This is a genomic window from Vreelandella andesensis, assembly GCF_003989795.1.
GTDB classification, from domain to species: domain Bacteria; phylum Pseudomonadota; class Gammaproteobacteria; order Pseudomonadales; family Halomonadaceae; genus Vreelandella; species Vreelandella andesensis.
On record NZ_RZHG01000019.1, the window covers coordinates 157,290 to 179,016 of the forward strand.

22 protein-coding genes are annotated in these 21,727 nt (G+C 52.4%); 6 read left to right on the forward strand and 16 right to left on the reverse strand.

Annotation, left to right across the window (positions count from 1 at the left end; genetic code table 11):
- The first annotated feature begins 144 nt into the window (after positions 1-144).
- Both ELY33_RS10300 and ELY33_RS10305 read left to right on the forward strand, forming a co-directional pair.
- Positions 145-447: a hypothetical protein gene (locus ELY33_RS10300; protein ID WP_126947682.1), complete on the forward strand. Its 303-nt coding sequence runs from the start codon at positions 145-147 to the stop codon at positions 445-447.
- A gap of 443 nt (positions 448-890) precedes the next feature.
- The gene (locus tag ELY33_RS10305) at positions 891-1,211 is read left to right on the forward strand and encodes a hypothetical protein (RefSeq protein ID WP_126947685.1); all 321 of its coding nucleotides are present in this window, start codon (positions 891-893) and stop codon (positions 1,209-1,211) included.
- Between the two features lie 101 nt (positions 1,212-1,312).
- Here ELY33_RS10305 and ELY33_RS10310 read toward each other — a convergent pair whose 3' ends face one another.
- From ELY33_RS10310 to ELY33_RS10340, 7 genes are all read right to left on the reverse strand, one after another.
- On the reverse strand, positions 1,313-1,792 hold the full coding sequence (locus tag ELY33_RS10310; RefSeq protein WP_126947688.1) for a copper chaperone PCu(A)C: 480 nt from the start codon (positions 1,790-1,792) through the stop codon (positions 1,313-1,315).
- Positions 1,793-1,918: 126 nt separating this feature from the next.
- Positions 1,919-2,653: a sulfate transporter CysZ gene (gene cysZ / locus ELY33_RS10315; RefSeq protein WP_126947691.1), complete on the reverse strand. Its 735-nt coding sequence runs from the start codon at positions 2,651-2,653 to the stop codon at positions 1,919-1,921.
- A gap of 67 nt (positions 2,654-2,720) precedes the next feature.
- On the reverse strand, positions 2,721-3,446 hold the full coding sequence (phoU, locus tag ELY33_RS10320; RefSeq protein WP_126947694.1) for a phosphate signaling complex protein PhoU: 726 nt from the start codon (positions 3,444-3,446) through the stop codon (positions 2,721-2,723).
- A 30-nt stretch (positions 3,447-3,476) separates the two neighbouring features.
- Positions 3,477-4,292 (reverse strand): phosphate ABC transporter ATP-binding protein PstB, encoded by an 816-nt coding sequence (gene pstB / locus ELY33_RS10325; RefSeq protein ID WP_126947697.1) that lies wholly within the window; start codon positions 4,290-4,292, stop codon positions 3,477-3,479.
- Complete coding sequence (pstA, locus tag ELY33_RS10330; RefSeq protein ID WP_244208595.1) at positions 4,286-5,725, reverse strand: phosphate ABC transporter permease PstA; 1,440 nt, start codon at positions 5,723-5,725, stop codon at positions 4,286-4,288. Before pstA ends, pstB begins: the two co-directional genes overlap by 7 nt.
- A complete protein-coding gene (locus ELY33_RS10335; protein WP_126947700.1) occupies positions 5,725-6,843 on the reverse strand; it encodes an ABC transporter permease subunit in 1,119 nt (372 codons plus the stop codon). Before ELY33_RS10335 ends, pstA begins: the two co-directional genes overlap by 1 nt.
- Before the next feature lie 96 nt (positions 6,844-6,939).
- Complete coding sequence (locus tag ELY33_RS10340) at positions 6,940-7,842, reverse strand: PstS family phosphate ABC transporter substrate-binding protein (protein ID WP_126947703.1); 903 nt, start codon at positions 7,840-7,842, stop codon at positions 6,940-6,942.
- A 150-nt stretch (positions 7,843-7,992) separates the two neighbouring features.
- On the opposite strand from ELY33_RS10340, the gene ELY33_RS10345 reads away from it, so the two are divergent.
- Positions 7,993-8,406 (forward strand): acyl-CoA thioesterase, encoded by a 414-nt coding sequence (locus ELY33_RS10345; protein ID WP_126947705.1) that lies wholly within the window; start codon positions 7,993-7,995, stop codon positions 8,404-8,406.
- A gap of 78 nt (positions 8,407-8,484) precedes the next feature.
- Here the strand turns inward: ELY33_RS10345 and ELY33_RS10350 are convergent, their stop codons facing one another.
- From ELY33_RS10350 to hexR, 3 genes are all read right to left on the reverse strand, one after another.
- A complete protein-coding gene (locus ELY33_RS10350; protein WP_126947707.1) occupies positions 8,485-9,573 on the reverse strand; it encodes a TRAP transporter substrate-binding protein in 1,089 nt (362 codons plus the stop codon).
- Between the two features lie 150 nt (positions 9,574-9,723).
- Entirely contained in the window at positions 9,724-11,922 is a 2,199-nt protein-coding gene (gene uvrD / locus ELY33_RS10355; RefSeq protein WP_126947709.1) for a DNA helicase II, read from the reverse strand.
- An 80-nt stretch (positions 11,923-12,002) separates the two neighbouring features.
- Complete coding sequence (gene hexR, locus ELY33_RS10360) at positions 12,003-12,857, reverse strand: transcriptional regulator HexR (protein ID WP_126947711.1); 855 nt, start codon at positions 12,855-12,857, stop codon at positions 12,003-12,005.
- Between the two features lie 279 nt (positions 12,858-13,136).
- Here hexR and ELY33_RS10365 point away from each other — a divergent pair, with 279 nt between their 5' ends.
- Positions 13,137-13,355, forward strand: coding sequence for a PA3496 family putative envelope integrity protein (locus tag ELY33_RS10365; RefSeq protein WP_126947713.1), 219 nt, complete (start codon positions 13,137-13,139; stop codon positions 13,353-13,355).
- 127 nt (positions 13,356-13,482) lie between these two features.
- Here ELY33_RS10365 and ELY33_RS10370 read toward each other — a convergent pair whose 3' ends face one another.
- Both ELY33_RS10370 and ELY33_RS10375 read right to left on the reverse strand, forming a co-directional pair.
- Complete coding sequence (locus ELY33_RS10370; RefSeq protein WP_126947715.1) at positions 13,483-14,826, reverse strand: sodium-dependent transporter; 1,344 nt, start codon at positions 14,824-14,826, stop codon at positions 13,483-13,485.
- A gap of 153 nt (positions 14,827-14,979) precedes the next feature.
- Complete coding sequence (locus tag ELY33_RS10375; RefSeq protein WP_126947717.1) at positions 14,980-15,834, reverse strand: DUF72 domain-containing protein; 855 nt, start codon at positions 15,832-15,834, stop codon at positions 14,980-14,982.
- Between the two features lie 192 nt (positions 15,835-16,026).
- Here ELY33_RS10375 and aroQ point away from each other — a divergent pair, with 192 nt between their 5' ends.
- Positions 16,027-16,473: a type II 3-dehydroquinate dehydratase gene (aroQ, locus tag ELY33_RS10380; protein ID WP_126947719.1), complete on the forward strand. Its 447-nt coding sequence runs from the start codon at positions 16,027-16,029 to the stop codon at positions 16,471-16,473.
- A 35-nt stretch (positions 16,474-16,508) separates the two neighbouring features.
- The gene (gene mscL / locus ELY33_RS10385; RefSeq protein WP_126947721.1) at positions 16,509-17,006 is read left to right on the forward strand and encodes a large conductance mechanosensitive channel protein MscL; all 498 of its coding nucleotides are present in this window, start codon (positions 16,509-16,511) and stop codon (positions 17,004-17,006) included.
- Between the two features lie 73 nt (positions 17,007-17,079).
- Here the strand turns inward: mscL and ELY33_RS10390 are convergent, their stop codons facing one another.
- From ELY33_RS10390 to hemC, 4 genes are read right to left on the reverse strand one after another with little or no spacing between them, the layout of a single operon-like run.
- The gene (locus ELY33_RS10390) at positions 17,080-18,345 is read right to left on the reverse strand and encodes a heme biosynthesis HemY N-terminal domain-containing protein (protein ID WP_126947723.1); all 1,266 of its coding nucleotides are present in this window, start codon (positions 18,343-18,345) and stop codon (positions 17,080-17,082) included.
- Complete coding sequence (locus ELY33_RS10395; protein WP_167470076.1) at positions 18,342-19,895, reverse strand: uroporphyrinogen-III C-methyltransferase; 1,554 nt, start codon at positions 19,893-19,895, stop codon at positions 18,342-18,344. The genes ELY33_RS10390 and ELY33_RS10395 overlap by 4 nt, the downstream gene beginning before the upstream one ends.
- Before the next feature lie 16 nt (positions 19,896-19,911).
- A complete protein-coding gene (locus ELY33_RS10400; protein ID WP_126947725.1) occupies positions 19,912-20,691 on the reverse strand; it encodes a uroporphyrinogen-III synthase in 780 nt (259 codons plus the stop codon).
- A complete protein-coding gene (hemC, locus tag ELY33_RS10405; protein ID WP_126947727.1) occupies positions 20,688-21,632 on the reverse strand; it encodes a hydroxymethylbilane synthase in 945 nt (314 codons plus the stop codon). The genes ELY33_RS10400 and hemC overlap by 4 nt, the downstream gene beginning before the upstream one ends.
- Between the last annotated feature and the right edge of the window lie 95 nt (positions 21,633-21,727).

Sequence of the window (21,727 nt, forward strand, 5' to 3'; positions counted from 1 at the left end):
TTTAATAATTTTAATTTTTTTTTGCTTTTCTGGCACAGCATCTGCAAAAGTATAGGTAAGAGAGAAGACATAGGAAGTGGTAAGCCGAAAGGTAATCTTTCTTATCATTCAAGCAGTATTTAACAGCGATCTAGGAGACGGAATATGATATCCAAGGAACTACTCAAGAAAGCTGGTATTTTAAGTGTAGCGTTCGGTCTAGTTGCTAGCCCTGCGGTATTCGCTCAAGAGCCAGCAGACCCAGCAAACAACATTTCCCCAGATGAGCAGCCCGTCGATTCTCAAACTGAAAGTACAACGGGTTCAGGTAACTACGACAGCCAAGATTTGACCCATGACGCAGGCGATAATGCCAGCGACATGAACCCTAACTCAACGAATTCTGATGATTCAGAGCCTGGTTACGACAGCACAGATGAGCTGCCTGAAGAAAATAAAGGCATGTAAGATTAACTTTGGTTACATATCTTTTCAAAAGGCACTAGAGCCCTTACGCTTAGGGACGAGCTATTCAGAGGCACGGATGTCTAACCGCAGGGATGCTGATAGATTCAAGGATTGAATCTTTCGACGGTCAACACGCTAGTCAGGGTTAATTCCAAGGTTGGAGCCCCTCAAATGGATAGGAAGCTAGCGTTACGTACCGCGATATTAAGAGTGCTCAAGACCCCACTTCGGTGGGGTCTAATTTTTTGTATGTAGTATAGTTATTGTTACGCCGCCTGACGTTTCTTAATAGGTGCTAGGTAATCAGTGTCACTAAATAGATTAGACAGTCGGCCCTTCGGTTAATGGGTCAAATGTAATTAATCAGATGACACGTTTAGCGACTGATAAAAAGATACTTTTACTATTGCATTGTCAGTCGCCCCATGTAGCAGGGAGTTTTTATGTTATTGAAATTGTTCGTTAAAAATACAGCAGCTGTGGCGCTGTCGTTGGGGTTTTTTGCAAGTCCATTAGCGTTTGCGCAAACGTCCATCGAGCTAAACCAAGAGCGTGCCGATAATCAAGACATTATTCAGCCCCAGTCTCGTAACACATCGGGTCCTGCGACATATTCTGCTAAGGATTTGATCAATGATAATGACAATACTCTGACATATTCCCCTTCAAGCCGTGCCAGTAACGCCGATGAGAGCTCTAAAGATAGTCAAGGTTATCGTGCCGAAGAACTAAACCGTGAAGAGGGTAGCAGTACACGCTGGTAAACGGCGCTAGGGCTAAATGTGTGTGATGAAAAAGTTTGTTTGGTAAAAAGCCTCGCTTAAGCGGGGCTTTTGCGTTTAAGGGCTATTCTTGGTTGATTCAGTTAATGCTGGTGATGGCGATCGGCATCTGCACTGCCTTCTAGGGCACTTTGTACCCAAATCTCTATTTCAATGTCGTCTTGCTGGGCAAATTCGAGCGTAATTGGAAAGCGGTCACCCTCTACCAGTGGTTGGTGCAAGCCCATTAGCATTAAGTGATAGCCGCCACCCGGGCGCATCGTCAGCGTTTCATCTTTAGCGATTTCGATGGCACTGACGTGGCGCATTTTCATCATATCGCCTTCCATCTGCATATAATGTAGCTCAACACTTTTGCTCACAGGTGTCTGTGCGCCAACTAGGATAGCGGACGCTGCATAGGCCGTAATATCAAGGTAGGCAGCACCATTTACCACGCCAGGAGGGGTGGGCGTAGCAAAAGGATGAGCGACCCTTAACTGGTCGCTTTGAACGTCGTGGGCTGACGCAAAAGAGATTGAACCAGTGAGGAGAGCCGTCAACCAGAGTGCGCGGGCCAGCATAGTCGTATTCCTTGTAGAAGCCTTATTTTTATAACAAGGCGTATTTTTAATCTTGATAGTAATAGGGAAAGCCAAACAACCTCAAGGTAACAACTAGGTTGGGTCAGCGTTATAGCGATTAAGCCATTAGCGATGAGGCGTGATATCGCGCGTGCCACGGTAATGGTCATCCCACATTAATACAGCGCCTGCCACTGCACCGGGAATCAAGAACAGGTTGGCCAGAGGTATCCAGGTCACTAGCATAATCAACCCGCCATAGGTGAGACTTGGCCACCACCGTTGCGATAGTCGTGTACGCATATCCTTAAACGTTACTTTGTTGTTATCCATTGGGTAATCTAGGTAGGTAATGGCCATGATCCACGCGGAAAAGAGGATCCACAAAATGGGGGCTATCAGGTTGAGGCCGGGTATCCAGCTAATGATAAACAGTATCACCATGCGGGGCAGAATATAGCCAAGTTTGACGAGCTCGCGGCCTAAGGCATCGACGGCGGTTTTGGCTAGCCCACGGTCATCTAATGGCTCACGCCCTGTCGCTTGACGTTCTACCTTCGCCGCTAAAAAGCCATAGAAAGGTGCGGCGATTAAATGGGTGACTAGAGTGAAGGTAAAAAAGATTACCAGCAGCAGGCTGATAAAGAACAGAGGCCAGATTAGCCATGAAAGCCACTCTAGCCAGCTTGGCACCATCGCCATGGCGCTGTCCAACCAGCCAGAAAAGCGGTTGACCACGATACTAAGCATGCTGACATAAACAATTATATTGACCAGAATGGGTAAGAAAATATAGCGCCGCAGGCCTTTCTGGTAGACCAAGCGAGTGCCTCGACTCAGCGCTGTCATTGCATCCAACATGCTTACTCCTTATAAAAACGCCCAGATGGGATATCTGGGCGTATTGCAGGAGGAATCGCGTGCTAGGTCAAGATTTTTTAAGTACCTGCGGGTCGATGGTGTCGGGATCGCTATGGCGAATATCTAGCCCTTTTACCAAGTAGACGACGTACTCTGCCAGGTTATCGGCATGATCGCCCACGCGTTCCAGTGCACGCAGCACCCACATGATGCTAAGCACGGAGCTAATCGAGCGCGAGTCTTCCATCATAAACGTCATCAGCGAGCGCATTGCGCTACCATACTCGTCGTCAACGAGCTCATCTTCGCGAACGACCTGCATCGCTAGTTCCGTATCGAAGCGAGCGAAGGCCGTAAGGGCATCGCGCAGCATTTTACGTACATGCTCGCTGATATGGCGCACTTCTATTAGGCCACGAACATTACCGTTGCTTTCACTTAATAGCATTGCGTTACGGGCAATCTTGCTAGCTTCATCGCCAATACGCTCAAGGTCGGAGGTGGCGCGAATCACCGCCAGAACCAAGCGTAAATCGGACGCTGCTGGCTGGCGGCGTGCCAAGACGCGGGTGCATTCGTCGTCAATTTGCAACTGCAGGTCATTCACTTGACGGTCGTTGTCGCGGACTTTTTCGGCAAGATGGCTATCGCCTTCTAGTAACGCAAAAACGGCGTCTTGTACCTGCTTTTCCACCAGGCCACCCATGGCCATCAGGTGGGTTTTGAGCTCTTCCAGCTCTTGATTGAACTGGCGAGAGATATGCTGGCTGTGGGTATCGCTCGTAATATCCATTGAGCACTCCTGACGTGATGTCTTTGGGGCCTAGGTGATGCGGCCGGTGATGTAGTTTTCGGTGCGTTGTAAACGCGGGTTGGTGAACACTTGATCCGTTGGCCCGTACTCAACGAGTTCACCCTGCTGCAAAAAAGCCGTGTAGTCGGAAACCCGCGCGGCTTGCTGCATATTGTGGGTAACCAGCACAAGCGTTAGCTGTGATTTTAGGTTACGGATTAACTCTTCTATTTTGAGCGTAGAAATTGGATCCAACGCTGAAGCAGGCTCATCGAGCAGCAGTACATCCGGCTTAATTGCCAGTGTTCGTGCAATCACTAAGCGCTGCTGCTGTCCTCCGGAAAGTTGCCATGCCGAGCGGTGTAGCTGGTCTTTAACCTCATCCCATAGCGCTGCCGATGTAAGCGCCCACTCGATAATGTCGTCCCGTTTGCGCTTAGGTAAGCGTTGCTGTAAACGCAGGCCAAAGGCTACGTTTTCATAAATCGACATGGGGAAGGGGTTGGGCGTTTGAAACACCATCCCAACGCGGCGTCGCAACTCGGTAACATTCATGTCCGGGGCGTGAATGTCCTGGCCTTCAAGCTGAATATGGCCACTGTGTGTTACTGATTCATTAAGGTCATGCAGTCGATTAATCGCGCGTAGCAGCGTCGACTTTCCACAGCCTGAAGGACCAATAAAGGCTGTTACATGATGACGCGGCAGATCTAGCGTTAGGTCGTGTAACGCCGTTTTTCCCGCATAAGCGAGGTAAAATTGTGCAATGCTCAGACAGCACTGTTCGGCAGAAAAACGCATCACGGGTGCTGGAGCCACATTTTCGGACGATAAAGACGCTAACATTCGTTTCCTCGCTGACGCCTTAGATAATGACGTAGAAATATGGCAGTTAGGTTAAGCAGAAGTACGATTAACACCAGCAGCAGTGCGGTTGCGAAAACTAACGGAATTGCGGCCTGTACATCTTCACCGTGAAAGGCTGTATCAAATAAATGATAGCCGAGGTGCATAAACTTGCGCTCTAGATGAAGGTAGGGAAACTCACCATCTACAGGCATTTGCGGCGCTAGCTTGGCGACTCCCACCAGCATTAGCGGCGCCACTTCGCCGGCGGCTCTGGCGACGGCTAAAATCACGCCCGTTAGCATGGCGGGGGTTGCCATGGGCAGTACCACCCGTGTCAACATTTCTAAGCGTGTGGCACCCAGTGCAACGGCGCCTTCCCGCTGGGCATCGGGTATGCGTGCTAGCCCTTCTTCGGTAGCGACAATCACCACGGGTAAGGTGAGTAAGGCGAGCGTTAGCGATGCCCATAGGAGGCCACCGGTGCCAAACGTGGGTGAGGGCAACTTATCGCTAAAAAACCAGCTGTCGATAGAGCCGCCTATTCCGTATACAAATACCCCGAGGCCAAAAACGCCGTAAACAATTGAGGGCACGCCCGCAAGGTTGCGTACGCTAATGCGAACTAAGCGGGTTAAGCGATTTTGATGAGCGATTTCGTTCAGGTAAATAGCAGCGAGAACCCCAAACGGGGTAACGATCACTGACATCAAAATAACCATTAACACGGTGCCAAAAATGGCTGGCCACACGCCTCCGCCTGTATTCGCGGCGCGCGGCCCCTCGCTCAGAAATTGCCAGATGCGCTGCCCCCAGGCGATGGTTTTTTGCCCCCAGGACATAGCATTCGGTGACTGAAAGTGGGTAACACTCGCCAGCGGCTGACGAAGGGTTCGGCCATCGGCGGTAGCTAACAATAAAATTCCGGGAGGGCGCTGGCTGACAGGTAAGGTAAGCGCCTCGTGAATAAACGCCCAGGCAGCGTGTTGGGTGAGCCGGAGTTCGCCACTCTCCACAGCCACTAAACGGCCAATAAAATCGCCCCATGGGGTGCGCGCTACGCGGATAAGGTCTGCTGGCTCGCTCTGCTGGCTGATCTCATCGATGGCGATCCACTGCCAGTTATTCCCCGTAACCTCTTGATTTCCTGTGAAATAGAGCCGTTCTGTACCTGCGCCGTTGGGCAGCGCTGTTTCACGAACAGGCTGTCCAATCACGATGTCACCTGAATTCAAGGTAACTTCCTCTAACGATGCTGGCCAAAAATGCCCTAACCCACGGATTGCCAGTAGCGTTAATAAGGAAACTAGCATTAATAATGAAAGCGCCACACAGGCAGCACAGAGCCATGGCCAGAGCCCGCTGCTGCCGGTTTTTGAAAGCCTTATTTTAGAAAAACCAACGTTTGAAAAACCAGCGCGCTGCCAATGCATTAGAGAGTGCTCCCTAAGCGTTGATAGCGTCGGCGCAGGTGCTGCCGGACAATTTCAGCTAGCGTGTTCACCATAAAGGTAAAAATAAACAAGGCCAGTGCTGCCAGAATCAGTAAGTGATAAGTCATCCCGCCCGGTGAGGCTTCGGGAAGCTCAATGGCGATAGAGGCTGATAGCGAGCGAAGCCCCTCGAAAGGACTGGCGCTAAAGAGCGCGGTGTTGCCGCTGGCCATTAAGACAATCATGGTTTCTCCAACGGCGCGGCCAGCACCGATCATCACCGCTGAAAAGACACCGGGGCCTGCCGTGGGTAAAGCAACTTTCCAAAGTGCTTGCCAGCGACTAGCCCCCAGCGCTTGAGCGCCTTCCATTAATGTAGGCGGCACATCGGCAAGTGCATCTTCTGCGAGTGAATAAATACTGGGGATCACTGCAAACCCCATGGCAATACCCACTATCAATGCATTTCGTGTGGCGTAATCAAGGCCGTAGCGCTGATCCAGCAAACGACGCAGGTCGCCGCCAAGCCAGTGTTGTTCGATAATCGGAGCAAGCCACATTGCTAATACAGCCATGCCTGCCAGCCACGGAACGAACCATAAGCCTGCCCAGGAAAGCGGCAGTCGCTGGCGAACGCTGGCGGCTGTTCGATACCACAAATAGCCTGCAAGTGCTGCGCTAAGTGGTAGCCAAATAATCATCATCAACGTACTGGCCAGATGTCGCTCCACCCAGGGGGCGAGTAATAAACCGGCAATAAAACCGATGACAACGCCAGGCACTGCTTCCATCAACTCAAGCGTTGGCTTCAAACGGCTGCGGAGTCGTGCTGACATAAATAGCGCGGAATACATTGCCGCACCCAGTGCGATGGGTGTCGCGAAAAGCATTGCAGCCAGCGCGGCTTTTAAGGTGCCCCAGGCAAGCGGCGAGAGCTTGGCGAGTGAGAATGTGTCGCCAATCGCGAGCAGCGGTAGCGTTTCCCATATAAGAAAAACGCTGATCGCTAAAATTGCTAACAAAACACCGATGCCACCGGCAGTGATAAGCCCCGTGGCTAGTCGGTCTTGCACGTGGCGCAGCGGCTGACGCGAAAAGGGTAGCCGAGGAGGAGTCATGTCGACATCATAGAAAAGCGAAAGCCATCACAAAAATGAGCATGCATGGTCGAGTCTCCTTACTCTAGCGTTAATTTATGACAGTTAAGTGACAGTTTACGGGTGTTGGCGCTGGGCATCACGTAAGTGCTTGGGAAGCGGTACAAACCCCGCTGCTCTGACAATTTGCTGTCCCTCTTCGGAAAAAATAAGTGCCAGAAAGGCTTGCTCTACAGATGGCAGTGACTCGTTGGGTGGCAAATTAACGTAAAGATAGAGATCGCGTGATAAGGGATAATTGCCTTGTTGAATCGAGCGCTCATCGGGCGCAACGGCATCTCCGTGTTCGTCCACCAAGCGCAGTGCGCGCACCATCGGCGTTAAATGGTTATACCCGGCATAGCCCATTGCATTGAAAGACTCGCCTACCGCAGCAACAACCGCCGACGAACCTGGATGCTCGCTAATATCAAGGCGGAACCCGCCATCGCAAAGGGCTCTCGCTTGAAAGAGGCCATGAGTACCCGACGCCAAATTACGACCATGAAGAGCTATACGACCATAAGGCCAGTCAGTTGTTGAAGTAAGCGTACTCCAGCGCCGGATGGCCTGGGGAGCGCCGCAAGCAAGGCTGGTTGAAAAAATTGCATCGACTTGCTGGAGCGTTAACGTGTCAATAGGGTTGTGGCGATGCACCACCACCACTAAGGCATCTCGAGCAACACGAAGTTCGAGCGGTGGATAGCCATAGCGAACAATAAACTGTTGGCGTTCTGTCTCGGTCATTGGGCGTGACATCGGCCCTAGGCGGGTTGTGCCAGCCACTAAGGCGGTCGGCGCACTGGCTGAGCCGCTGGCCTGAAATTGCAGGTTAATATCTGGAAAGCGGGCCTTTAAGGCCTCTCCCCAGCGCAGCACCAGGCCAGCCATGGTGTCAGACCCAACGGCACCTAACGTCCCACTCACCGACGCTGGCTGGCCCCAGGCAAGATTGCCTGCCATCAGAAGCCAGCCAGCCATAAGCCAGCCAGTTATGGACAGTACCCGTCGATGTTTCTTTAAACGACGTATAGGGTAACGCTTCAAACGGCACCTCTCTTGTGATTAACTGTTAACTGTTTATTGCGATGCAGCAACACCACAACAATAACCTTTTGAAGCGACCATCTTATGACACTGCTGGAAACCGATTTAGACGATGTGCCTGCTCCGCAGGGGCAGCTCACTTTAAAGTTACTGGCTTCTCGGCAAGATACCAATCTCTATGGTGATATTCCGGGTGGCTGGCTCGTTAACCAGATGGACCAAGCCGCTGAACTGGCTGCGGGCCGTGAGGCAGCCGGTCGCACCGCGACAGTGGCTATTGAAGCGATGGATTTTCTAAGCCCGGTACGTGTGGGTTCTATGGTGAGCGTTTATACCAGCGTGCGGGAAATAGGCCATAGTTCGATTAAAATTGATGTTGAGGTATGGGTGCGAGCGCCGCATGGCCACCATTTGGAAGAGCGGCAGAAAGTCACTGAAGCACGCTTTGTCATGGTGGCGTTAGATGATAATGGGCGTATCCGCGCGGTATATAGCTGAGAGATTTGCCGATTAGCTGCATTTAAAAAGGGCGCCTAGGCGCCCTTTTTGTGTCGCAACTACAATAAGGTAGAAGGCCTAGACACCGACATTGTCGCGATTTTTCAGGTAGGCGTATTCGCCGACATCGCTGAACGGACGCAGCAATTTCTGGAAGGCTGAGTAAGATTCATAGACGCGGCGAGACTCGTCGTCATTGTCTACTTGGCGTTGGATTGCCTCTTTTGAAGACTTATAAAGCGCTGCCATCACGTCTTCTGGGAACGTGCGCAGTTGAACACCGTGTTCATCGACCAGCATTTCCAGTGCCTGGGCATTGCGGTACGCAAACTCGCTAATCATGGCGAGGTTAGAGGCTCGGGCGGCTTCTCTGATAACGTCTTGCAGATCTTCTGGCAAGGCATTCCAGGCGTCTAAATTAACAGTGCCTTCCAGTACGGCGGTTGGCTCGTTCCACGCGGAGGTGTAATAGTAATCCGCTACTTGGTGAAGGCCAAATGCCATGTCATTGTAAGGCCCGACCCAGTCGGCAGCATCGAGTGCACCGGTTTGCAGCGACGTAAAAATTTCTGAGCCCGCCATGTTAACGGTACTCACCCCGATGCCATTCATGGCTTCACCGGCAAGGCCTGGTAAGCGAAGCTTCAGGCCTTGCATATCGTCTAGGGAATTAATCTCTTTTTTGAACCAGCCTGCCATTTGCGTGCCGGTGTTGCCAACAGCGAAAGGCTTCAGGTTGTGGTTGGCGTAGATTTCATCCCACAGTTCCTGGCCACCGCCATTATACAACCACGCATTCATTTCTGTGGTGTTCATACCGAATGGTACGGCGGTGAAAAACTGTGAGGCTGCAACCTTGCCGCGCCAATAGTAGGACGCGGAATGCCCCATCTCAGCGGTACCTGCAGCGACCGCATCGAACACTTCCAGTGCTGGAACAAGCTCACCAGCGCCATGTACGCGAATGCGCATGCGGCCATTGGAGAGTTGTTCGACCCGACGTGCGAAGTCATTGGCACCGGTGCCTAAAGCCGGAAAGTTTTTCGGCCAGGAGGTCACCATATCCCAGGTGTAGGTTTCATTGGCGCTGGCGGTAGAAACAAAAGGCGCAGCAGCGACACCGGCGGCACCGAAGCCGGCGGTTTTTAGAAATTGGCGGCGTTGCATGGCGGGCAAAACTCCGAAATTATAGAATGTTATTATCAGCGCAATAGTTAAGTAGAAGCTTCTTAGCACTGTGTCCACTAGCCAGTATGCGCTAAGCAGGTTTTAATGGGCAAGTGCTTGCCTAATGCTTTACGTTTACGTTAACAATGCTCAAAGTGGGGCGAGCTTAGCAAATCCTAGAACTAGCCATTTCACTCCTTCACCTTCAAAGCTGACTTGTACGCGCGCGCGCGCGCCTTCCCCCTCCGCATTAAGAATGATGCCTTCGCCAAACACGGGGTGCATAACCCGCTGGCCAACATGCAGGGCAGGCAGGTCGCCGTCGCTTTCGACACGCTGTTGCGCAAAGCTTGAACGCGAGGCTGTGACAGGGCGGGAAATATGGCCACGTAGGCGCACCTCTTCCAGCAGGTGGGGAGGAAGCTCGCGTAGGAAGCGCGATGGCCGGGGGAATACCTCTTTGCCGTGCAGACGGCGAGTTTCGGCATGAGTCAGATAGAGTTTCTGCATCGCGCGGGTAACACCGACATAGCAAAGACGCCGCTCTTCTTCGAGACGGCCTGGCTCTTCGATCGACATTTTATGGGGAAACAAGCCTTCCTCAACCCCGGCAATAAACACCACGGGAAACTCTAGGCCTTTGGCAGAGTGCAGGGTCATCAACTGCACGCTGTCTTCAAACTCATCGGCTTCATGGTCGCCTGCATTAAGCGCCGCTTCGGAAAGAAACGCTTCCAACGCTGCCATACCTTCGCCTGCCTCTGGCGTTTCGAAGGCATCGCCATGGGTAAAGGCGCGGGCAGCGGTCACTAGTTCTTCCAGGTTCTCGACTCGCGCTTGGCCTTTCTCGCCGCGCTCGCTCTTATGGTGTTCGATAAGGCCAGTGTGAGCGGTGACATGATCGATAATTTCATGCAACGGCAGCCCAGACGCCTCGTTGTCTAATTGCTCAATGAGATTGGCAAAGGCCTGCACGGCGTTGGCGGCACGGCCTTTAAGCGTGCCATCTTGAATGGCATCGTGTAGCGCTTGCCATAGTGAAACGCTTTGCTCTCGGGCACGGTGGCGGACAATTTCGACCGTGCGGGTGCCAATCCCGCGGGTGGGTACGTTGATGACACGCTCCAAGGAGGCATCGTCATCACGATTGAGCAGTAGGCGCAGGTAGGCGAGAGCATTTTTGATCTCTAAGCGCTCATAGAAGCGGTGTCCTCCGTAAATACGGTAGGGCATCCCTTGGCGGATCAGCGTCTCTTCCAATAAACGCGATTGAGCATTGGAGCGGTAGAGAATGGCCATATCACGGCGATTGAACCCTTCATCAACTTTTTCTTTGATGGTATCGACGATATAGCGGGCTTCTTCTAAGTCGTTAAACCCGGCGTAAACAGAAATAGGGTCGCCTTCGACACCGTCAGTCCACAGATTTTTACCCAGCCGCTCGCTGTTGTGGCTAATCAGCGTGTTGGCGGCCTCCAGAATCGCGCTAGTGGAACGATAGTTCTGTTCCAGGCGTACGGTGTGAGTGTTGGGAAATTCTTCCTCAAAGCGGCGAATATTTTCCACTTTAGCACCGCGCCAGCCGTAAATTGACTGGTCATCGTCACCGACGGCAGTCATGGGTGTTTGTTGCCCAGTGAGAAGTTTTAGCCACGCATATTGCAGCGTATTGGTGTCCTGAAACTCATCGACTAATACGTGACCAAAGCGCTCGCGATAATGAGTTAGCAGAGGCGGGTTATCACGCAACAGCTCTAGGCTGCGCAGCAGTAGTTCGCCGAAGTCCACCAGCCCGCCGCGTTCGCAGATAAATTGGTAACGCTCATAAAGCTCTACCATTTGGCCAAGATAACCATCACCGTCCACATTTACTTGATGGGGGCGAAGTCCTTCCTCTTTACAGCCAGAGATGAAGCCTTGTACCTGGCGGGGCGGGAAGCGTTCATCATCGATGGAGTAATCTTTAAGCATCCGCTTTACCAGCCGCAACTGGTCATCGGAGTCAATAATTTGGAAGTGCTGGGGTAGCCGGGCATCTTGCCAATGGGTACGCAGCAAGCGGTGAGCAATGGAGTGAAATGTGCCAACCCATACATGGCGCATGGAGATGCTCAGCAGCGCTTCCAGGCGGGTACGCATTTCCCGCGCGGCCTTGTTAGTAAACGTAACGGCCAGCAAGGCATAGGGCGAAAGCCCTTCCGCCTGCATTAGCCAAGCAATGCGATGAACCAGCACGCGGGTTTTACCGGACCCGGCACCCGCCAGTACCAGTAAGTTACCCTGGGGCGCGCTCACTGCCTCACGCTGGGCAGGGTTTAGCTGATCAAGTATCGCCGTGACGTCATCCATATAAGCCGCTGCCGGTTCGAAAATGGGCGATCAGTTTAGCACAGCCAGTGAACTGGCTGTGCATACAGTCGAAAAGGCAGTTACGACCCTTCTGGGTAACGCAGGGTATTGAGGCTTTTCTTGACCGCTTTTAGCTGCTCGGCAAGCTTCGGGCCGCGAGTTTTGGCAACGCCAACGGCGAGAACGTCGATAAGCACCAAATGGGCGATACGTGAGCTAAGCGGCGTGTAGATTTCGGTATCTTCATGGACATCGATATACAACGGCAGGCTCACTTCACTGGCCAAGGGTGAGTCACTCGGGCAAAGGCCAATAACGGTAGCGCCTGCCTCGCGGGCTAGGCGCACGCTAGCGACCAGCGCTTTGGTACGGCCTGTTTGTGAAATGGCCACTACCACATCGCCTTCATTTAACGTAACCGCCGACATATTTTGCATATGAGGGTCAGCATAAGCGGAGGTCGATATCTGCAGGCGGAAGAACTTATGTTGGGCATCGAAAGCCACCGCACCTGAAGCCCCAAAACCATAGAACTCGACTCGGTTTGCCATGGCTAGCGCATTGACCGCACGCCCTAGGGCATCGTTATCAAGCCGGTCGCGCACCGATAAAAGCGTGCCCACGGTCGAGTCGAAAATGCTGTGGGAAAATTCGGCAACCGAGTCGCTATCGTTCATAGAGAACTGGGCAAACTGACTGCCACTGGCCAGCATCTGGGCAAGCTGCAGTTTAAAGTCCTGGAACCCGTTACAGCCCAGTGCGCGGCAGAAGCGCACGACGGTAGGCTCGCTGACCTTAGCCTCTGTTGCGAGGTCAACAATCCGCATATGGATGACCTCGTCTGGGTTGCGCAGTACGAACCGCGCAACCTTTTGCTCGGAGCGACGAAAATGCTCCATGCGGCGTCTCATTTCATCGAACAGGGCGCGGCTCACGTTCAGCTCCTTAAATTCTCTTTAGTGCTTATGCAGGCATACTCACTACAGTATGCCTGAATGCTTTGTGCAACGTATGTTGCAGAGAGCACGATGTAGAAACAGTATAAAAGCGATTTACTCATGCGTTTAAATGCCGTTAAGACATTTCAGCAGGATTCGTCATCATTTTGTCAAGTAGGTTATAGTAAGAAGTGAAGTGCCGCACTGCATCATTTAAAAAACAGTCGTCACGGATGCAGGTGGACGTAGGCATATTCACCTGGAGGAACGTCGATTATGAGAAACGTCGAACGAATTACCTCGGTAAAAAGCGAGTTGCTCGACATTTTTATGAGTATGGAAGTGGATGAGCATGCTCAGCGCCGGCGCAGTGCCGCCCAGCGTAGCCTTAGGGCACGCAGGGGAATCGAGCTGCATCGGGAGTTTCAGAAATTATCGCGGGATATTGCCCCCTTGCCAGACGATGACGGGCAGCAAGAGAGCGAATTGCATTAAAAAGCGCCCTGAAGAGTGTACCTAAAAAAAGCACAATTATGACTAGCAGGGCGGTAGAGCAGAACCGCCCCGTTTATGTGCAGGGCGGTGTCATTGCTCAATAGTGCTAGAAGATGTCGACGAGGGCTTAAAGTAGTCCTGTGACAAACACCACAATAACGCCTGCGGGCGCTACAAACCGCGCGATGACGTTCCACACGCTAACGCCAGTGGACGAGAGTCCCAGTTCGGCCTCTACGCTGTCACGCTTCAAGCACCACGTGACAAATACAATTGCCCCTAGGCCTGTTAGTGGCAGCAAAATCTTGCTGGTAAACGTATCGAGTAGATCGAAAATATTGAGGCCGAAGAACAGCACGTCAGACCACACGTTAAATGACAATAGCGCGGCGACGCCAAGCAACCATACGCCAATGCCGCTTGCTAAGGTGGCGGTGACGCGAGACATGGCAGTGCGTTCTTCAAGCATTTCTACCGTCGGTTCCAGCAGTGAAATTGCTGACGTCAAGGCAGCAAAGGTTAGCAGCAAGAAGAACATCAAACCCAGAATGGTACCGCCTGCCATATTACCGAAAGCCAATGGCAACGTGACAAAAATCAAGCCGGGACCCTCTCCCGCACTGAGACCATTAGCAAACACAATGGGGAAGATCGCAAGCCCTGCCAGTAGTGCAATCACCGTATCCAGGATGATCACCGTGCGTGCCGTGCTAATGAGGTTAACGTCTTCGCCCAGGTAAGAGCCGTAAGCCATCATGATGCCCATGCCCAACGAAAGCGTAAAGAACGCTTGGCCCATGGCCGCTAGAACGACACCACCATTCAGCGCACTCCAGTCAGGGCGGAACATAAAGGCGAGCGCTTCGCCGAAATAGCCGCTGGCCACGCCGTAACCTACCAGTATCAGCATTAATACGACCAGGGCAGGCATTAGCAACCGTGCTGCGCTCTCAAGACCCTTGGTGACGCCCCGTGCAACGATACCAATGACGAGCGCCATAAAGGCCGTATGCCAAAGTAGCAGGGTAACTGGGCTAGCCAGCATGCCGCCAAAAAGACCACTAATTGCGTCAGCATCTTGGCCGTTGAATGTACCGATGACTGAGCTGAGGGTGTAATTCAGCGACCAGCCCCCAATGACGCTGTAAAATGAAAGGATCAGAAACGCTGCTAAGACGCCGCTAACACCGACTAACGCCCACGCCTTAGATTTACCATGATCGGCTGCTAGGTCAGCCATGGTGTTAATAGGATTTTTCTGGCCACGACGACCAATCATCCATTCAGACACCAAAATGGGCAGGCCGACCAACGCCACGCAAGCAAGGTAGACAAGCACGAACGCTGCACCACCGCTGTCACCCACCATGTAAGAAAAGCGCCAAATATTGCCAAGGCCAACGGCTGAACCAGCGGCCGCCAGCACAAATCCCATGCGCGATGACCACTGTGCATGTGCAAGTTTTGCCATGAAATCACCTGTTTGGTTAATTGTAATAAGGCGTTATTAGCCTAATGTGTCAATTTTCGGAAAATACAGAGGTTCCAGCGCTATTTTCCGAAAGTAGGGGCAATTTATCCGATCATGGTGGGGGTTGCCAGTTAGTTAGTCTAAAAAGATCGGTTAAAACAGTTGGCTCTGCTTTTCACCGGCGAACGATGCAAGTGCTGGCAAAGTGATACGGCGCTGTAGTTTCTGGTACAGACAGCGCGCCAGTTCTGGTGACGCTTGATTATCTGCAGTATGCACAAATAAGAAAGGGGTTTTCCCCTGACTTATCCACAGGGAAAGGCGGTCTATCCATGGCGTGAAGTAGTCTGTATTAATTGTTTTGTCAATATGGCCAATGAATCGAATGACCGGATAATTCGCTGTGGAAAGCACGTGTAGTGGGAGTTTCGGCTTTTCTTGCTGGGCATGCGCTAGGCCAGGATGGCCATTGGCGGGTGTTGAAAACACAGGACGCACATCGAGCATCACGCGGTTAGCTGAATAAGTTATTAACAATCGGTTAAGCGCTTTTTCAGCGTCTCCTTTGAGGAAAAAATCAGGGTGGCGTACCTCCACTGCACAAGGCAAGTGGCCAGGCCATTGCGCGAGTAGTCGCTCTAGCTGTGGGAGCTCAGCAGGGCCGAAGTCGCGCGGTAGCTGAATCATGGTTGGCCCAAGACGGTCATGCAGGGGCGTAAGTGCGTCTAGAAATGCCCAGGCATTTTCTGGCTGCGTCAAACGCTGGTCATGGGTAACCGTGGCGGGCAGTTTAAAGCAGAAGCGGAAATGGGGCGGGGCTTGGCGCGCCCACGCGGCCACCGTTTCTGGTTTTGGCGCGCCACTATAGAACGTCGTGTTGCCCTCAACGCTTGAAAAGACAACCGCATAATCGCTTAACAGATCTGTTTTGGCATGCTGGGGATAGAGAGTGCCAAGCCAATCCTGATTGGCCCACATGGGCAGGCCTAAATAAAGAGGACGCGTCATGCTGGGGCTTTCCTAAGATGTCGTCGAAGCAATGAAATAAATAAGAAATGGCGGTTTGCTTGCTACCAGTATCTTCCAGCGTGCAGTAGCGTCAGTTAGTTTCCCCCGTACAGGCGCTGGCAGTGTTGGGAGTAAGGTGATAGAACGGGGCCATGCCGCTATTTCAGCCGGTTTATGTTTCAGGAGGGCATTATGCGTCAGGGAAAGGTTTTGGTTCTACATGGTCCCAATCTCAACTTGTTGGGAAGTCGTCAGCCAGAGATATACGGCGATGACACCCTAGAGGATGTGAATAACCTTTTGCGTGAAAAGGCAGTGATGGCGGGCTGCGATATTACCTGTTTGCAAAGTAATCATGAAGGCGAACTGATTGATGCTATTCACGCTGCCCGTCTGGATGGAACCCAGGCGATAATTATTAATCCAGCCGCGTATACGCATACGTCTGTCGCTATTCTTGATGCGCTGAATGCGTTTGATGGCCAAGTGATTGAAGTGCATTTATCGAATGTGCATAAGCGCGAAACGTTCCGGCATCACTCCTATGTCTCACTTCGCGCAGACGGCGTGATAGCAGGGTTAGGTATACAGGGCTATCGCGCAGCGCTGGATGCGGTGCTGGCAGCGTTGGCGGAATAGCGGTGTTTACAAGGGCTGGCTAGGAAGTAGCGACAATGGCGAAATTTTTTAGGGAATTCCGCGAATTTGCGGTGAAGGGAAGCGTGGTTGATATGGCCGTAGGCATCATTATTGGCGGTGCCTTTACGCTGATTGTGAAAAGCCTGGTCGCGGACATCATGAACCCACTGCTTGGTCTATTGGTGGGTGGGGTCGATTTTTCTAACCTCTTTGTGGTGCTAAGCGAAGGAAGTGTGGGAGGGCCTTATGCCACACTTGCTGACGCTCAGGCGGCTGGTGCAGTCACGCTTAATGTTGGGTTATTTATTAACGCGGTGGTGAGCTTTGCAATTGTCGCTTTTGTGGTTTTTCTGTTGGTTCGCACGATTAATCGAATGAAGCGGGAAGAAGCGGTTGCACCTGCTGACCCCACTGAAAGACCTTGTCCATACTGTTTTATGGTGGTGCCGATTAATGCAGTGCGCTGCGGCCATTGTACGTCTGAATTAACTGCAGAGAATACAATTGAAACCTCGGCAGGTTTGGCAAAATAAAGCGGTAATAGGTGTAAAGAAAAAGGGTGCCCATTCATAGGCACCCTTTTTCACTGGCCGCTTTCTAGCGACATTAAGCGCTTTTCTTAACGGCTTTTTGGGACTCGCTTTGTTTGCTGTCATCGGCATCGCTTGGTTGCGGAAGCGAGGGCAGTGATTTAGCGAGCATATCCACACTGTGACGGTAGTAGAGCTGGCTTTTATTGTGTTCGCCAAGGCTTGCATAGAGACGAGCAAGCTCGGCGCATACTTCACCGCTGGGGCGTTGACGTTGACTGGCTTCAAAGTACTCCAACGCTTTCTCCCACTTGCCAGTACGCAGCGAAAGGCGGCCACAGGTCAGCAACAGTTCAGGGTCGTTGGGGCGTTCTTGCAGCCACTTTTCCGCTTTTGCCAATTGACGCCCGGCGTCTACGTTAAGTAAGCCGTAGCGTTTCACTAAGCGCGCATCCCAGTGGTTGTCCAGCGAGTGGTTAAGCAGGCGTTCGGCGATAGGCTCTTCGTTGGCCTGTAAAAGCGCTTCTGTATAGAGCACGATTAGCTCGGTATTGCCGCGTAGATAGTCCGGCATATCGGCCCATAGTCCGCGTACACGCTCGATATTCGTGGGGTTTTTGGCCTCAAAAATAATTAATTCACGGTACGCTTTGAATTCCAGCTGCTCACGCTCTTGTTGGGTAATCAGCTTTTGTGCAGCCAAACGTGGTATCAACTGGCGCACGCCATCCCAGTCGTTAACGCTTAGGTGCACTTGTTTAAGAAGCTTGAGCACTTGCGGGTGGTTGGGCAGCTTCTTATCTAGACGGTTCAGAATGGCCAGTGCTTCTTCAGGCTGCTGGCGATCAATCATCAGTTGCGCCTGCATCAAGCCAATGGCTGAATCAGCCCCGTCGGTAGTGAGCTGAGCCTGGTTTAAATGCTCTTGAGCTTTTTCGTGGTGGCCCTGGTAATGCGCCGCCAGTGCCGCAGAAAGATAGTTCACAAGAGGTGTGCTGGAATCGTCAGCCGCATGTATTAGCGTTTTCTCGGCTTTTTTCCAGCGGCCTTCGGTTAAGGCAACCAAACCGCGCACGGTGCGTTTCATTGCACGACGGTTGCGGGCACGACTGTTCCAGGTGCGAAAGCGCCCTACCGGCCGAATAATGCCGCTGAGCAGACGCAATGCAAAGTGCACGACGATAAAAGCACCCAGTAGTAGCACCAAGCCGAACCAGAATGACGTTTGTACCGAGGTGTCACCAACGCGTATTAACCAATAGCCAGGCACTGACATCATCAGGTGCCCGAACAGTGCACCAACCGCTAGGCCGGCAACAATTAATAAGATTAGTTTTCTCATGCATCACCTCCACCTTGGCGACGCGACTCAAAGCGATTCTCAATGAAGCCTGCTAGCGCCTGTTGTGAAGCGCTGATGTCCGGTAACTCAGGCTGCACCTGGGTTTGCTTTAGCTCTTCCAGGCGAGCAATAACGCTTTGGGTCTCTTCGCGTTCGGTGTCGTAGTAGCCGTTGAGCAGCGTCAGCGATTTATCGATGCTTGCCTCAAAAAGGTCTTGCTCTTCTTTAAGCAGTGCCAGCTGAGACTGTTCAAGAATCAGGCGTAGGCTTTGACGCAAGTAGGACTCTTGCTCTGGCGTGATCAGTGTTTCTAATGCTTCGTCGTGCTGACGAATCACCACAAGATCTTTTAACTCTTCACCGAAGCGGGCCAGCTGACGTTGGAAGGTGCCAGTAGGCGGCTGCTCAATGCTTGAGGTAACGGCGCGCTCTTCGATCTCTTGAGACAGGCGTAGGCCAGCAATTCGCTCTTGCTGAGCGTTCAACGCAAGATAAATACCGGTGCGATCAACCTGCGGTACGGCGTCCAGGGCAGCAAGTTCACTCGCAATTTCACGGCGTACTGGCGTTAGTGCCGGGTTGTCGGCATCAACCAAACGAGCATCGGCAGTGCGTAGCAGTGCAGCAGCTCCTTCAACGTCACCTTCTAATTGCAGGCGCTGATTGGCTAACCGTAGCAGGTAAGCGGCTTCGGCGTGTAGCCAGTCGCGCTCGTCGGTTTCCTGCTCTTGGGAAAGCTGCGCTAGCACGTTGTCTAACGTGTTATTGACCTCGCCACGGTAGCTATCCAGCTCACTGCGCAGTTCGCTCATTGTGCTATCCAACGCTTGGTTGCGCTCGGCTTCGCTGCTTTCAATACGTGATGCTAGGTCGCTAACCTCCTGCTGCGAGGCGTTGCTTTGCGTTTGCTGAGCGAGCTCGTCTATACGCTGCTGCTGGTTATCCAAGCGCTGCCAGCCCTGCCAAGCGACAAACGCGACGGCGAGTGCCAGGATAATCACCAACGCAATGGCGATACCACTGCCTTTGCCACCACTACCACTATCTTTGCCACCAGCACTACCACTACCTTTGCCACTATCTTTACCACTACTACTGTTCGTGGCGCTATTCGTGGAAGAGGGGGGGACGTGTGAAGCATTTCCAGACGCCTTACCACCACTGCTGGTTGGCTTGGCGCTTGCCGTCGTCTTAGTCTCTGCAGAAGATGTTGGTTCTACAGAGGGCTTAGGGTTTACAGAGGACTGAGAGTCTACAGAGGACTTAGTATCCGCTGTTTGCTGGGGTTCAACGCCGGGTTTGGTCGAGGCTTGGTCATGATTGACGTTCGCTGACACGGTGTTGGCATTGGGCGCATTATTGCCCCCTTTGTTGCGGCGACGCGAGCGGCTGTTTTTAGCGGCGTAAGAAGACGCTGCCGAATTGCCTGTTGTTGACGCTTCGCTGCTTGACGACGCGGAAGCCGAGGTGTCGCTCGGTTTGGCGCCGTCTTGAGTTGCATCGGCAGACGCGTTGTGTACGCCTTCCTGATCGTTTGGTTGTTTGCTCATCTGTCGCTAGCCCTTATTAAGTTCCTTGATCGACATCGGCACCCTTTAGGTTGCAGGACCGACCCAACGCTGCTGCCAGTGCAGCTGGCGTTGCTCCCGACGCCACCTTGAGGTCACGAAAACCCAGTTTACCGGCCAGTTTAGCTAAACGGTGACTGGAAACGATTAGCGGTTGGTTCAACGCTGCTTGTTCACACCATCTTGCCAGATGTTCAAGCAGTTCGCTGCTGGTAGCGATTAACGCTTGATAATCGCCGGTTAATAGCCGCTGCTGCATGGCAGGTGTTGGCGCTTGATATACACGTTGATACACCGCGATGCGGGTAACATTGGCACCGCGTGCGCTCAATGTCTCGGCTAATAATGAGCGACCACCTTCACCAGCCACTATCAATACGCGCTGATGCGTAAGCGTTTTGAGTGAGGCAAGTGACAACAGCGCCTCACTCGTGTCTTCTCCGTGGTCAGGCGAAGGAATATGGACACGCACCCCCAGCTGTTCAAATAGTACGCTTGCCGTCGCACGGCCTACACTATAATAGTTAATGCCAACAGGAAGCTGTGGCCAATAGCGATCAAGCGCGTTACTTAAACAGTAAGCGGCAAAAGGGCTGACCACCACTATTTTATGGTACTGATCAATATCTAACCATATGCTGCGCTGAACATGGTCCTCGGGTAGCGGCGCTAAGCGCATAACATCGAGTTGCTCGACGAAAGCTCCCTGAGCACGCAGCGAATCCGCTAAGGCTTCTCCCCGGTCACCAGGGCGACAGATCAGTACCGGTTGACTCATACGTTGCGGCCATACACCTCGGCTAAAATGTCACCTGCCCCTTGATCTAGCAGGTTTTCAGCGATTCGGATACCCAGGGCTTCGGGCTCATGAATAGAGCCGCTGCCTTCTGCACGTAGCACCTCAGTGCCTTCTGGATTGCCAACCAAGCCGCGCAGCCAAATAGTGTCACTTGCCTTATCAAGCACGGCATGACCCGCGATAGGCACTTGGCAACCGCCTTCCAGGCGTGTGTTCATGGCGCGTTCAGCACGCACACGGGTAGCGGTGTCTTGATCATCCAGTGGGGCTAATATCCCAATTAACTCTGGATCATGCAGACGACACTCGATGCCTAGTGCTCCTTGGCCGCAGGCGGGAAGGCATATTTCAGGCGGCAGTGCTTGGGCAATGCGCGCATCAAGACCTAAGCGTTTTAAGCCTGAAGTGGCGAGAATAATGGCATCAAATTCGCCGGCATCTAATTTTGCTAGGCGGGTCTGAACATTCCCGCGTAGATTAAGGATCTGCAGGTCAGGGCGCGCTTCACGCATTTGCAAACCACGACGTAGGCTAGCGGTACCAATACGAGCACCCTCTGGTAGCTCGTCGATGCTAGTATAGTGGTTGGAAACAAACGCATCTGTCGGGTCGGCACCTTCTAAAATGACAGAAAGACCGAGCCCTTCAGGAAAGTGCATAGGAACATCTTTCATTGAGTGAACGGCAATATCTGCACGTCCATCGAGCATGGCGTCTTCTAGTTCTTTCACAAAGAGCCCTTTACCGCCAATCTTGGAAAGCGGGGTGTCGAGAATTTTATCTCCCTTGGTGGAGAGCGCAATAAGCTCGACTTCTAGGCCGCTGTTTGCCGCCATCAAGCGGTCGCGGACGTGCTCAGCCTGCCACATAGCAAGCTGGCTCTTACGCGTGGCAATGCGCAATTTAGTGATGGATGACACGTGATTCTCCCTTTGTCGCTGATAGGTCGCGACGAGCTGTGATGAGTCTCATCATAAAGCACACGGCCACACAGTAAAAATAACCGATCGAATTT